A 14733-nucleotide genomic window follows, 5' to 3' on the forward strand; every position below is an offset into this window, starting at 1 on the left:
GTATCTATGACTTGGATGTTATTTTTGGTGTTAAGGAGAACAGATTTTCTATGCACAAGCCATCTCACCCCCCCCACCTTCACCCACTGGCTAGACAGCTTTGCTGGGCGATTTCTGCATCTGCTTTGGCGTTGGCTGTAATGCCAGCTCATGCGATGTATTTACAGATACCATCGGTTAAAAACGGCCTAACTCTGGGTATCTATGGTACAGTCAATCCTGAATTTAGCACAAGATCCAATAAGTTTAACTATACTTATGGCGATCCTGAGATTTTTGGTGAAAATGGTAGCATTGCTGATGTACTTGCCAACCAAGATCGTAAGGATAGCGATGAGCAATTAAGACTTGATGGGCTAAATACAGGGACAATCCAGTTTTACGCCAGCCAAAAATTAACACCAAAAATTACCGCCAACAGCTCTCTTGTGGTAGAAGCTAGAGAAAATTCTGCCAGCAACTGGGGTGCTTATTGGGGTGTGGGCTTTGACTTTGGTTCGTTTGGTGAATTGGGCAGTATTAACATCGGTGGATATAATAACGGACTTGGTGTCAGCCAAACTGGCTTGGGACTGCTCAATACTTTAAATGATTCAGGTACTAATATTAATGCCAGCTATACAGGCATTCCCAATCTGACCTTGTCTGCTTATCACATGCTAACTCAGTCGGCAGATATTAATGATAACAAGGATACAGGCTGGCATCATAGTGATGGTGCTTCTGCCAAATATGAGTTTGATTTTGCCCCAAGAAAAACGCTGACACTGGCAGGCGGTTATGCTCGTAGCAAAGGTCATGACAGTTCATATTACTATGACGCAGCTCAAAAGGCAGATGCTTACTTGTTGGGTGTTGGTTTTAATTACAACAACTGGAAAGTTGATTTGGATTATGGCAAACGCCAAGAGACTTACAATGGTGTTGCAACCAGTGGGATCGATAAGACCACTTACGGTGCAAAGCTTAATTATGAATTTACGCCACGCCTAAAAGGTACACTAAGCTACGGACGCAGTAATTCTAAAAATGACAGACCGGCAGACTTTGCAAAACTTTTGGATTTGAACGCTGGTTTGGAGCCTTATTCTAGTGCAGAAGCAGTTGTATTTAACCGAGTCAAAAAAGAGCGATACAGTGCCGGCTTGCAATATAAGCTATATAAAGGTGTTACCCTGAATGGTACAGTCAGTGACTTACGAAGCACCAACTATATCACCGAAGGCGAGTTTAGTAACCGTAAACAGTTAACTACCAATGTTGGCGTATCATTCTCATTCTAATATGTTTAAATTAAAGGAATTTTTTATGAAAACAACAAAAACTTTTCAATTGACCAAACTTGCCTTAGTTACAGGTGCTATCTTGGCAGCCACCAGCTCGCATGCGGTTTATAATCTGTACAAAAAAGACGGCCTGACCTTGGATATTGGCGGTCAGATTGATATGCAGGCCACCAAGCAAGATGAGAAATTGGTTGTGCAAAACTCAATGACAAGAGCAACCATCAATAATAGCAATAGTAAGAAATGGTATAAAACCCGAGTTGTTCCAGCAGGCACAGAATTATCAGCCACTGACAAAAAACCACGCCTAGGACAAAGTCATGGTGTCTCTTATGTAGATTTTCGTGGTTCGCAAGAGCTACCAAACGACTGGCGAGTAACGGGTAATATCGGTTTTGGTTATAGTGATTCACGAGATTTTTATCTGTCAAACTCCAGCCTATCGTTTGATAAGCGTAATTTGGGGGCGATCAGCCTAGGCCGTCAGTACCTACATACCAACTTTGTCAATCGCTCTGGCACGGACACGCCACTGGATATCTTTAGCAGCAGTGCGGTGCGTGCTGATTATTATGGTATCAAAGGCTTGCAAGCCAGTGCTTATTACAGCTTTGCAGGCTATAATGATGTTACTAAAGAAAACAACACCAAAGTGGACTCAGGTTATGGTGCATCAGCCAGTTATCGCTTCCCTGTGGCGGATAACCAAAGCCTAAGAGTGGCAGTGGGTTATACACATAGTAATTTTAACCCTGTAACCAATATTGCAAATGACCAGTGGACTACTAACAAAAATACCCTAAACCGTTATCCACAAAAAGTTGATGGTATCGCGGCATCGCTAGAATATCAAGCGGGCAAATTCTTGGTCGCTGCTGATGTCGGCCGTAAAAAAGAAACCATGTCAGACAGCCCTAATACTTCGCTAGATAAGCGTACCACTGATTATTTGGGTGCAAAAGTCGCTTATGACATTAACCCAGTCTTTCAGGTCAGTGCTGGCTATGGCAGCAAAAAAGCCAAGACAGATCTTAAAGCAGGTGCTGCAGCTCTAACCAATGATGCAGATGCTTTATATACTCGATATGAAGATAGCGATTGGAAAGATTTGGCAATGTTCTCTTATGTCGGTGCTGGTGAGCAATACCTGTATGACAAAGCTGATACCAAAGAAGCCTATGCTCAGCTAGACTACCGTGTCCGCCCAAATGTCCGCTTATATGGTCGTTATGACACCGAAAAAACCACCTATAAAGTCGGTGGTCAAGACACCAGCAAGCTGACTGATAACAATGCACGCATAGGTGTTGTCTTTACCTTCTAATGCACAACTGATGCACCATAACAATCAACTGCAAGGGTGGGGTAAGCCTACCCTTGACAGGCATAACTGCTAGGTTAATTTGCCATGGAAAAAATTAAGGAATCCCCCATGATAAAATTAAAACTGACTACGCTGGCATTGGCGGTGGCATCGTGCGTCTATGCAGCGGCTGCACACGCCGAAGAAACCACACAGACCAACAGCAACATCAATTACCCAAAAACTCGCCTGCATGAAGAAGGTTATGATCCTTTTTTGAGCGGTGAATTTGGTATCTCTGCCAATACTGCAGGCATCAAAAACGCTCAATACATCGACAAGCAACACGGTCCAGATGATGGCGTCGATCATTACCCAAGTGCAACCCATGTGGACAAATACCGCTGGCTTGAAGAGTATGACAACATCGATGCTTATGTTGCCAAAGAGACCGATGCTGACCGTGAGCGTAACTTTATTGGTACTCGCTTTGAAGATGATCGCCCATTGGCAGCTGAGACCACCAAATACCTACAAACGGTACAGCCCAAGGTCTCCAGCGAAGTCAATGATTGGGTCAATGCCCAAAACCAAGTGACCAATGAGTATATCAAAAACTCTCCAATTTATGACCAGCTACAAAAGAACTATAATGCCTTAAAAGATGTTGAGCAGACTTTTAGTCGCATTTACCGTGATAAAATCGGTGAAATCCGCTTTTATCGCCACGCCGATGGTTTTAACCGTATTGAGCGAATTGCTCCAGATGGCACTCGTACAGAGTTGGTTAACCAAGCGACACTTTCTGCTGATGGTCAGATGGCACCAGATGGCAATGCCACATTTAGAGGTGTCAAAGTAAGTAAAGACGGTTCTTATATCTCATTCTTTGTACATCAAGGTTCATCTGATGTTGATCCAAGATTTTTACATGTGGTTGATGCCTATACAGGTAAACTTGCTACACCTATTATCAAAGGTCTAAACAGAAACAACTTGACGGCCACATGGGCAGATGATGATACTTTGTACTACGGTGCTAGCGTGCCACAGCGTGGGGTGTATCGCCGTGATATCGGTAAAGAGCGTTTTAATGACCCTATTGAAGCCAGCTCCGATTCTGTTGATGGTGGTTGGATTAATAGCATCTATTTTGATGGTGATGATGACCGCTACTTGGTTTTTGATGATGTGTCATATTGGGGTGCGCCTTCTGTCTATATTAAAGATCGAAAAACGGGCGATGTCTATCGTTTGCATGATTCTAAATTCTTTAATAAAGTTATCAGATATAATTCATCGTTTAACAACAATATTTTGGCAAAATTGGTACATTTTGACCCAAAAACCCGTAATGTTTGGTTTATCAGTGGTGAAAATGACCGCAGAGGTCAGCTAATCAAGAGTAATCTGGATAACCTGAAAAAGCGTGAAGTGGTGGTCGATATTCCAAAAGATTTGGACTTGATGCGTGACGCCTATTATCACGAAGAAGGTGATGGTTATTTCTTGGTCACTTATCTAAAAGATGGTGTGAGCCGTCTTAAGCTGGTCAATGCCAGAACTGGTGAATTCTTAAAAGACTTAACCCCACCACAAGGGGCAGGCTATATCTCCAACCTGTCTGGCAATGTGGTTGATAAAGAACAAACCGACTCAAACCACGAAGAAGACGAAAACGATGCCGAAGCGAACCAAAACTATGTGAAGTTCCGTTTCCAAAACCCAACATTCCCACCGACGGACTATAAATACAGTATTGCCAAAGATGAGTTTTTGGACATTCGCCGTTATGACTTGACACCATTTGACGAAACCAAGTATGAAAGTAAAGTAGTATTCTACACTTCTTATGATGGCACGCAAGTCCCAATGAACATCAGCTATAAAAAGGGCATTACTTTAGATGGCAAAAACCCAACCTTGCTGTATGGCTATGGCGGCTATGGCGTGATTTATGATCAAGCCTTTGGTTTCCCTGCCAATACCGCATGGCTAGAAAATGGCGGTGTTTGGGCGCATGCCTTTATCCGTGGTGGTGGCGAGTATGGTGATGAATGGCAAAATGCCGCTAAGCACACCAAACGCTTGACAGGCTATGATGACTTTGCTGCTGCTGCTGATTATCTCAATCAAGCTGGCTATGCTGATCCTAATCATTTGGGTATCATTGGTGGCTCTAACGGCGGTCTGTTGGTCGGTGCGGCAATGGTTCGCCACCCAGATAAGTACCGTGTGGCATTCCCACAAGTAGCGGTACTGGATCAGCTACGCCAAGCAGACATGGGCATCACCCAGTACTGGATGGAAGAGTATGGTGTGCCGTCTGAGGGTCGCCGCGTCTATGATGTGTTGATGAGCTATTCACCATATCACAACCTAAATGCTGGCACTTGCTACCCATCGACTTTGGTGCAGACATCTAAGCGAGACGACCGTGTCGTACCATCGCACTCTTATAAGTTTGTTGCACGTTTCCAAGAAATTGAAAGCTGCGGTCGCCCAGCATTGCTATATGCTGCCGAAAATCACGGACACAGTCCAAACACTTATAAAGAGCGAAAAGCCGATGAGCTGATGACCCTTGCTTTTGCATTCCAAGAAATGGGCATTACCAGCTTGCCAAACTTGGAAACACGCCCAACGGCCGATGAGCTAAAAACTGACAAATGGCGTGCCGAAGACGAAGCCAAACGCCAAAAGCAGCTCAAAAAGAAATTGGGCGAGCAAAAATCTGGTGAAAAACCTGATGAACAAAAATCAGGTGAACAAAAGCCTGATGAACAAAAATCAGACGAGCAAAAATCTGGTGAATAATTTGGTATAGCATACACTGTGTGCTAATCAATATCAAATAACACCAAGAAGCCCACACCCACAGCCATCTGTCATCGATGGACGCTGTGGGTGTTTTTTTGTCAGTTTAATTATCAATCTTTAATGATGAATTCTTAATTATCAAGTTTAAGTACCAAGTTTTGATTGTTAAACTGGTTTGACAAATCCACTTGATTTATCCACTGGATTTGCCACTTGACAACTGCACTGGATAAATCACAGACAGGCTAAAAAATCCTACCATTCAATGTTATAATAACCCAATATTAGCCAATTTATTTGTTAGCCAATTGAACATTTGGATATTCTATGAGCGTCTCAGCAAGCAACAATACCGCCCACAAGCCACACAATCCTGATAATTTTACTCTAACGCCGCCCAAGCATTTTGCTCATCAAGCGACTCAAGCAAGCAATAAAGCACGGTTAAGTCAGCTGCTATCTGAGCGGATTTTATTTCTTGATGGGGCGATGGGTACAGAGATCCAAAATTATAAATTGGCAGAAAGCGACTACCGTGGTGAGCGTTTTGCCAATATTAATAACGATGTCAAGGGCAATAACGATTTGCTGGTGCTGACTCAGCCAGATATTATCCTAGCGATTCACAAAAGCTATCTTGAGGCTGGTGCAGACATCATCGAAACCAACAGCTTTAATGGCACGCAGATTTCGATGGCGGATTATCACATGGAGCATCTGACCTATGAGATTAACCGTGAAGCGGCTCGTTTGGCTCGTTTGGCGTGTGATGAGTATAATGCTTTAACTCCTAATAAGCCGCGCTTTGTGGCAGGTGTCATTGGGCCGACTTCTCGCACTTGCTCCATCTCGCCTGATGTCAATGACCCAGCATTTCGTAATGTTACTTTTGATGAGCTGGTGGATAATTATACCGAAAGCACCTTGGCACTCATCGAAGGCGGTGCTGATATTATCTTGATTGAGACAGTGTTTGACACGCTAAATGCCAAAGCGGCGATTTTTGCGGTAACAGGGGTGTTTGAACAGATTGGCTTTGAGCTGCCGATTATGATCAGTGGTACGATTACTGACGCATCTGGGCGGACGCTGTCAGGGCAGACGGCAGAAGCCTTTTATAATTCGGTGCGTCATGCTAAGCCGATTTCGATTGGTTTTAACTGTGCTTTGGGGGCAGATGCACTAAAACCGCATGTCAAAACCTTATCCGATGTTTGTGAGACTTTTGTCTCAGCACACCCAAACGCTGGCTTGCCGAACGAATTTGGCGAATATGACGAAACGCCGATTGAGACCGCTACGATGGTGGAGGGCTTTGCTAAGTCTGGCATTGTTAATATTGTTGGCGGCTGCTGTGGTACGACCCCTGAGCATATTCGCATGATGGTTGAGAAGGTGTCGCCTTTTGCACCACGACCATTGCCTGAGTATGTGCCTGCGTGCCGCTTGTCGGGCCTAGAGGCGTTTAATATCACTCGTGATAGCCTGTTTGTCAATGTTGGTGAGCGTACCAATGTGACAGGTTCAAAGAAATTTTTACGCCTGATTAAAAACGAAGAATACGCCGAAGCACTCGATGTTGCTCGCAACCAAGTTGAGGGCGGTGCTCAAGTGGTGGACATTAACATGGACGAGGCGATGCTTGACAGTAAGCAGGCGATGATCCATTTTGTCAATTTGGTGGCGTCTGAGCCAGACATTAGCCGAGTGCCACTCATGATTGACTCAAGTAAATGGGACATCATCGAAGCTGGCCTAAAATGCACGCAAGGCAAGCCGATTGTCAATTCCATTTCGCTAAAAGAAGGCTATGATGAATTTGTCGCCAAAGCCAAATTGTGTATGCGATTTGGGGCGGCGGTGATTGTGATGGCGTTTGATGAAGTGGGGCAGGCCGACACCGAAGCACGCAAGATTGAGATTTGTAAACGCTCGTACGATATTTTGGTGGACGAAGTCGGTTTTCCTAGCGAAGACATTATCTTTGACCCTAACATTTTTGCGGTTGCCACAGGTATCGAAGAGCATAATAACTACGGCGTGGATTTTATTAATGCCACTGGCTGGATTACCCAAAATCTGCCCAACGCCATGGTGTCAGGCGGTGTGTCTAATGTGTCGTTTTCGTTCCGTGGTAATCCGATTCGTGAAGCGATTCATGCGGTGTTTTTGTACCATGCGATTAACAATGGCATGACGATGGGCATTGTCAATCCTGCCATGCTGGAGCTGTATGATGAGATTGAGATTGACGCCAGAAATGCCATCGAAGATGTGATTTTAAACCGCAATAATGACAATAACGAAGCGACCGAAAAGCTGCTGGAAGTTGCCGAGCATTATCATTCAGGCGATAAGAAAAAAGACGCAGGCGTGGACTTGGCGTGGCGTGAATTGCCTGTCGAAAAACGCATCGAACACGCTTTGGTCAAGGGCATCACCACTTTTATCAACGAAGACACCGAAGAAGCTCGCCAAAAATTCCCCCGTCCGCTTGATGTCATCGAAGGGCCGCTGATGGACGGCATGAATGTGGTGGGTGATTTGTTTGGGGCAGGTAAGATGTTTTTGCCGCAGGTGGTCAAATCCGCCCGAGTGATGAAGCAAGCGGTGGCATGGCTAAACCCTTATATCGAAGCTGAAAAGGTGGCAGGCGAGTCTAAGGGCAAGGTGCTGATGGCGACAGTCAAAGGTGATGTGCATGACATTGGCAAAAACATCGTCGGCGTGGTTTTGGGCTGTAATGGCTATGAGATTATCGATCTTGGGGTGATGGTGCCTTGTGAGACGATTTTGGAGACTGCCAAGCGTGAAAATGTGGATATTATTGGTTTGTCTGGGCTGATTACCCCAAGTCTGGACGAGATGGTCTATGTCGCCAAGCAGATGCAAGAGCAGGGCTTTTATTTGCCGCTACTCATCGGCGGTGCGACCACTTCCAAGGCACATACGGCGGTGAAGATTGAGCCAAATTACCAAAATGACATCGTGGTCTATGTGGCAGATGCCAGCCGTGCGGTGGGTGTGGCGACGACGCTGCTGTCTAAGGACAAAAAAGCCGATTTTGTCGCTGACATTCGCCAAGAATACGCCGAAGTGCGTGAACGCTTGGCAAATCGCAAGCCAAAAGCCGCCAAACTGAGCTATTTGGAAGCGGTTGAGCAAGGTTTTATGGCAGATTGGGATAATTACACGCCGCCTGTGCCTAAACAAACAGGTCAAGTGGTGCTGGACGATTATCCGCTTGGTGAGATTTTGCCTTATGTGGATTGGACACCGTTTTTTATTTCGTGGGGTTTGGTTGGTAAATATCCAAAAATCTTTGACGATGAAGTGGTTGGGGCTGAAGCCAAGACGCTATTTGCTGATGCGATGGCGATGATTGAGCGATTTATTAAAGAAAAATCAGTTACCGCCAAGGCAGTGTTCCGCCTAGAAAAAGCCAAGCGTATTGCCCCTGACACGGTTGCCGTCTATGACGAAAAGGGCGATGAGCAGTACCATTTTGAGCATCTACGCCAGCAGTCGGATAAGGTGACAGGTAAGCCAAATTATAGCTTGGCGGACTTTATTTCGCCCAATGATGGCGATTATTTGGGTGGCTTTACGGTGTCGATTTTTGGCTCAGAAGAGCTGGCTGATGATTATAAGGCAAAAGGCGATGACTATAACGCCATCATGGTGCAGGCGGTGTGCGATCGCTTTGCCGAAGGCTTTGCCGAAAAACTACACGAAATGATCCGTAAGCAATACTGGGGCTATCAAAGCGACGAAAATCTAAGCAACGAAGAGCTGATTAAAGAAAAATACATCGGTATCCGTCCTGCTCCCGGCTATCCCGCCTGCCCTGAGCATACCGAAAAAGGCAAGCTGTTTGCGTGGCTGGACACCACCCAAGCCATCGGCACTTATCTGACCGAGAGCTTTGCCATGTGGCCGCCATCGAGCGTATCGGGCTTTTATTATAGCCACCCTGACAGCACCTATTTTAATGTCGGCAAAATCAGCTCCGATCAGCTAGAAGACTATGCACGGCGTAAGGGTTGGGATATTAAAACTGCCGAAAAATGGCTCAATCCGAATTTGTAAGGCTGAGAAATGCAATCGCAAAAAACAATATGATGGCAGAGCGGCTTGCCGATATTCCAACCTTTTTTTATCAAAACATCTCTAGATTAAAGAATCTATTAAAGAACCTGAGAGATTTTTTGAAGTAAAAAAAGTCGAAGAAAATCCAAAAGTCAAAAGTTTGAAAGTCTATGAGGAACAGTTTTAGCCTGAACAAGCGATTCGTTTTTCAATGGTTGATTTTTTTTGTGAGCGAGATTGGTTGGTGAATGTGCCGTTGCATAGGGCTGTTCTGTTTGATAATATATTTACACATATGATTAACTAAGGAATAAATATGAGCATTCAAGATTATGCTATTAACGGTGAAGCATTTTATTTAAGTAAAGTGTTTAGTTCAGATTTTCAGTATAAAATACCTGATTATCAACGACCATATTCTTGGGAAGAAAAACATATCAAACAGCTATTTGATGATTTGTACGACTTTTATCAGCTAAAAACAGATGAAAGCTATTTTTTAGGTAGTATTGTGGTTATTAAAAAAGATCGCGAACCACTATGCGACGTGGTTGATGGTCAACAACGGCTAACCAGTTTAACCATATTAATTGCTGCATTAACCCACTATTTCTCAGATGAAGATAAAGCTGAGGGTCAAGAAATCTTGCAACAACCCGCTAAAAAAGCGCAGAATCTTGCTGCACAACCAAGATTAACACTTCGTCAGCGCGATAAAGATTTTTTTAGAAAATATATTCAAGAACTAAGGTTTGAGGAATTAAATAATTTGAATATAGATCATGACTGTAAGACGGAGGCTCAAAAAAATATTGTTAAAAATGCAAAAGCAGTGTTAGGTCGTATTCAAAGTACATTTCATAATAATAATACCGATATTTTTAAGTTTTTTAGTTTCCTAATTCAGAAATGTTGTTTAGTTATTGTCTCTACACCTACTCAAAAATCTGCATTTCGTATTTTTTCTGTTATGAACAATCGTGGATTAGATTTATTACCAACAGATATTTTGAAAGCAGATTTAATAGGGAATATACAAACAGAGCAAGACGAATATACTAGAAAATGGGAGGATTTAGAACAAGAGTTAGGGAGAAATTATTTTAATGAATTATTTACGCATATTCGTATGATTGAACTGAAAGTGAAAGCCCAAAGAAGTATTTTAGAAGAATTACAGGAAAAAGTTCTGCCTAAAATTTCTTCTATTACAGGTTTTATTGATGATGAACTTTCTAGTTATGCTTCAGCATTTGGTATATTGAAAAATAATAATTATCCGACCCCAAAATATCAACTAGAGATAAAACAATATATTACTTGGTTAAATCGTGTAGGATTTTCTGAGTGGCTGCCTGTGGCTATATTATTTTTGTATCAAAAACCTGATGAAGAACAAGCAGTCCAATTCTTTAAATATTTAGAAATTTTAACTTCTTATCTATATTTATCTGCAAAAGATGTTAATAAACGTATTGAACGATATGGTTCAATACTAAAAGAGTTGGAAAATAATCCAAGACAATGTACTGAAAAATTATTATTAGATGACGAAGAGAAAAAGTCTTTTAAAACATTATTGAATAATAATATTTATAATGAAATGACAGTAGGGAGAAGAAATTATCTCATTTTAAGATTAGATACAATGGTTTCTGATGGAGCCGCAAATTATCAAAATCAAGTGGGGCTATTGACTATTGAACATGTTTTGCCACAGAAAATTGATAGCCAGTGGCGACAATTTTGGTCTGATGAGGAACACAAATTATGGTTGCATCGCCTAGCTAACCTTATACCGCTAAATAAGCGAAGAAATTCTGCTGCATCTAATTGGGACTTTAAAACGAAAAAAGATAAATACTTTAAAGGAAATAATAATGTTTCATCATATGCTTTAACTACTCAAGTATTACATGAAGAAGAATGGAGACCTGAAATTGTACAAAAAAGACAAGTTGAATTATTAGCTAGACTTTGTAAAAATTGGGAACTTTAAAAATAAAAAATACCGTCTGGAAATTTAAACTTCAGACGGTATTTTTCATTAAAAAACTCTCAAAAAACCGTCCGCTCTTTTTAACAAACAGTCAAAAATCAATTTACTCACACCCATCAATCCCACAAGTCTGTCCATTAAGCAAGGTTTGAGGTTGCTTGCTTTCTTCGGCTTGTAGCTGGGCGAGTACTTGTAAAAAGACTTGTACAGGCTGGGCCCCTGAAATCAAGTATTTGTCGTTAAACACAAAAGCTGGCACGGAATGAATGCCTTTGGCTCGTGCTTCGTTTTCATCGGCAAGGCTTTCTGCTTTAAAAGCGTCGGATTGCAACATTGCAACAGCTTCGGTTTTGTCTAAGCCTGCTTGCTCGGCAAGGTTGGTTAAAGTTGCCAAATCCGCCAAATTTTGACTGTCGGTAAAATAGGCGTGGTAAAGTTTAGCGTTCAGCTCGTCGCCTTTAACTTGGGAACTTGCCCATTTTAACAAGCGGTGAGCATTTAGGGTGTTGGTGTGTTGGGCTTGCTCCACATTCATAATTAAGCCAACATCTTTGCCCGCTTGGTTGATGTAATTAAAGAGAAAGTTAAAACCCCAGTACAAAGCTGGGGCTTGCGGTTAGGCAAATACTTCAGCGAACGTTTTACAGCTCATCATAAGCATCAACCACACGGCCTGAATACACATAAGCTGCACCTGTATTTAATGCAATCGCCGTGCCGAGAGCAGCGGCAACTTCTTCTTTGCTAGCCCCTGCTTTTTTGGCGGCGTGGACGTGTGCCGAAATACAGCCGTCGCAACGAGTAGTTACGGCAACAGCCAAGGCGATCAGTTCGTGGGTTTTGACGTCCAGCACCGAATTTTCACGGGCTGTCGCATTGAGTTGGCGTACCGCATTTGCCACAGGTGGGTTTGCTTTGGCGAAGTTGCCCACGCCTTTGATTAGATCAGATAAGGTTTCTTTCCACATTTTTTACCTCCTATTTGGTTTAAATGCTGTGCCGTTAAATCACGAACACGAGATTATTATAATGCGTTTTTGGTGATAAAACTTGCCTAAAACAATCCAATTATTGCCTAATTTGACAAGTTTTTATCTTTTGTTTTTCTTTATAAAAGAGTGTTTGCTTGATGCTGCGTATTATAGGCTTATTTTTATGGTATTATTTGCCTAAAATACGCTAATTCTTGCCTAATTTGATAAACGAGCGATTAAAATGAACGACGACAAACTTCACCAACTTGCCGAGCTGATTGAAAGCCATACTCTAAAAGACGACTGTTTTTTTTGACCACCGATATTCCGATTTTGAGCTTACACCAATGGTACAAAAAAAACCAAGCCGCAAGCCAAGCACTCAAAAAGATACTACTGCCAGCACCAAGGCACCGAACTGTGCAAGCGTTGTTATAATTCAAGGATCTTGGCATATTCCACCAACGCCACCTTAATTACCTTTGCTCTTGAGTAGTGATGATGGGCGATGATGGCATCTAAGGTGCTCAGTGCTTCAGGCTTGTTATGGCTGATGATAAGGGCGATATTAGCCAGAGTTTATTGCGATAAGTATTGACGACTTTTTACTGCTGCTGCTCCCAGACCCCCACCGCTTGGCGGATAATCTCGCCTTGGGGAATATTGTGCTGCTCTGACAGCTGGGCGATTTTATCAATCAGCTCAATGGGCAGCTTGTAGGTTTTGGCTTTTACGCCACGCTTGGCGTCTGATTTTGCGACAATTTGACTTGGTGTGAGTGCCATATTCATTCCTAATTTGACCCAGTAGCGACTACCACCGATACCGCTGGTGATAGCCGCTTGGTTAATTATGCTTGACTTAGCTACTTGAGCGTAGTAAGATAATCAACACAAGGATAATTGCGATTCTGATAAAAGTTTTCATCGCTTTACTCCTTACTGGGTGGTTGCTGCTGCTTGTTAGGTGAGCAGCGGTAACCTACAAAACAGGTGTTGCGTCACCTGTTTTGATATGTACATTGTAAGTGTACTAAATAAAAAAGTCAAGTAATTTCTAAACTTTTTAAGTTGTGAAACGCTTGGCTTTTTTGTTGTCTAAAAAAAAGAGGGGGTCATTCTTCCTTTAATGTCTTGGCATGGGCAACAATCGCCGCCTTAATCGCACCGCTTGCCGTGCCATAATGGGCAGCCAGCATTTGCAAATCGTCATAAATCGCCTGCTCATGATGGCTAAAGGTAAGGCTCATTTGTTTAAGTAGCTTCTTGCGATAATTGGCTTTGGCTCGTTTGGCATATTCGGTGTTGTTATAACTCATCTTGACTTTTCCTATTTGATACTATGATAGTGAGCAAAAAGGGCATTGGACAGTACTGTCATACCATCTAACGCCCACGGTATAACGCTAATTATTCTGCGGGCTTATTGCTTGGTAAGCACCATTACTGATGAAGTGGTAAGACAACAAGAACGATGATTTGGATTAAGCGGGTCATCGTTTTCTCCTTGAGTGCGACAACGGTGGCTACCGTTTACCAATCTGGCAATCATTGTTGGGTGAATGTGCTTCGTTTATTTAATATAAACAAAGCCAAAAACAGAGTCAAATATTTTGTGCTTTAAAATTTCAAAGTGCAAATATTTGGCTTTTTTGTCATTTGTCATCATGGATAGTTTGGTTGGTGCATTTATTAAAATTGATGACAAAGCATTGTGGATATATCAGCTAAAGTATCAAAGTAAAAGACTGGGCTGAGATTGATAGCCATCTTTTGCCGCTAGCACAAGCACAAAGCATTGCCAATTTATTAAAAGCATCAAATATCGAACATAAAATACAGGCATGATGATTGTGAGTGTTAATGTCAATGCTGATGCTTTAAAGACAACACGATAATAAAACCATGTCATTATAACAAGTCATTAATGTCTTAAAGATGGATTTAAAAAACGCCATGTGGATTAAATGGCTTTTATGATTGGAATCAAAAACTGCCAAAAAACCGCTCACGCCTTTCGCAAGCAATCTATTTTTCAATGTGTTGCAGAATAAAATAGGCGCAGCAGATTATTTTCAATAAATTAAGTGGCTTCTGCTTTATAAAAAAATGCCGTTTGAAGTTTACATTTTAAGTTTAAATTTCTAACGGCATTTATTGGCACTCATTAACGATTGGCGGAATTGCGATATTGATATTATCTGTAATGGTATTTGATATTATCACCCAAGCCAATTTTTAAAAATTTCCCTTGCTGTCAGCG

General features: G+C 42.3%; 9 protein-coding genes. 5 read left to right on the plus strand and 4 right to left on the minus strand.

Translation table 11 applies throughout. The features are described from left to right. Window positions 1-50: 50 nt before the first annotated feature. The 5 genes from ACFBZI_RS06805 (at window position 51) to ACFBZI_RS06825 (ending at window position 11497) form a co-directional block, all read left to right on the plus strand. Entirely contained in the window at window positions 51-1283 is a 1233-nt protein-coding gene (locus ACFBZI_RS06805) for a porin (RefSeq protein WP_375715633.1), read from the plus strand. 25 nt (window positions 1284-1308) lie between these two features. Continuing rightward, complete coding sequence (locus ACFBZI_RS06810) at window positions 1309-2610, plus strand: porin (protein ID WP_375715634.1); 1302 nt, start codon at window positions 1309-1311, stop codon at window positions 2608-2610. Between the two features lie 108 nt (window positions 2611-2718). Beyond that, entirely contained in the window at window positions 2719-5406 is a 2688-nt protein-coding gene (locus ACFBZI_RS06815) for a prolyl oligopeptidase family serine peptidase (RefSeq protein ID WP_375715635.1), read from the plus strand. A 330-nt stretch (window positions 5407-5736) separates the two neighbouring features. Beyond that, the gene (gene metH / locus ACFBZI_RS06820) at window positions 5737-9498 is read left to right on the plus strand and encodes a methionine synthase (protein WP_375715636.1); all 3762 of its coding nucleotides are present in this window, start codon (window positions 5737-5739) and stop codon (window positions 9496-9498) included. 316 nt (window positions 9499-9814) lie between these two features. Then, window positions 9815-11497, plus strand: coding sequence for a DUF262 domain-containing protein (locus ACFBZI_RS06825; RefSeq protein ID WP_375715637.1), 1683 nt, complete (start codon window positions 9815-9817; stop codon window positions 11495-11497). Window positions 11498-11600: 103 nt separating this feature from the next. Here ACFBZI_RS06825 and ACFBZI_RS06830 read toward each other — a convergent pair whose 3' ends face one another. The 4 genes from ACFBZI_RS06830 to ACFBZI_RS06845 form a co-directional block, all read right to left on the minus strand. Further along, a complete protein-coding gene (locus ACFBZI_RS06830; protein WP_375715638.1) occupies window positions 11601-12098 on the minus strand; it encodes a DsbA family oxidoreductase in 498 nt (165 codons plus the stop codon). A 40-nt stretch (window positions 12099-12138) separates the two neighbouring features. Continuing rightward, a complete protein-coding gene (locus ACFBZI_RS06835) occupies window positions 12139-12465 on the minus strand; it encodes a carboxymuconolactone decarboxylase family protein (protein WP_375715639.1) in 327 nt (108 codons plus the stop codon). A 611-nt stretch (window positions 12466-13076) separates the two neighbouring features. After that, a complete protein-coding gene (locus ACFBZI_RS06840; protein ID WP_375715640.1) occupies window positions 13077-13256 on the minus strand; it encodes a hypothetical protein in 180 nt (59 codons plus the stop codon). A gap of 329 nt (window positions 13257-13585) precedes the next feature. Further along, the gene (locus ACFBZI_RS06845; RefSeq protein WP_375715641.1) at window positions 13586-13789 is read right to left on the minus strand and encodes a hypothetical protein; all 204 of its coding nucleotides are present in this window, start codon (window positions 13787-13789) and stop codon (window positions 13586-13588) included. Window positions 13790-14733: the final 944 nt, after the last annotated feature.

Source organism: Moraxella marmotae, from assembly GCF_042219885.1.
Classification (GTDB): domain Bacteria; phylum Pseudomonadota; class Gammaproteobacteria; order Pseudomonadales; family Moraxellaceae; genus Moraxella; species Moraxella marmotae.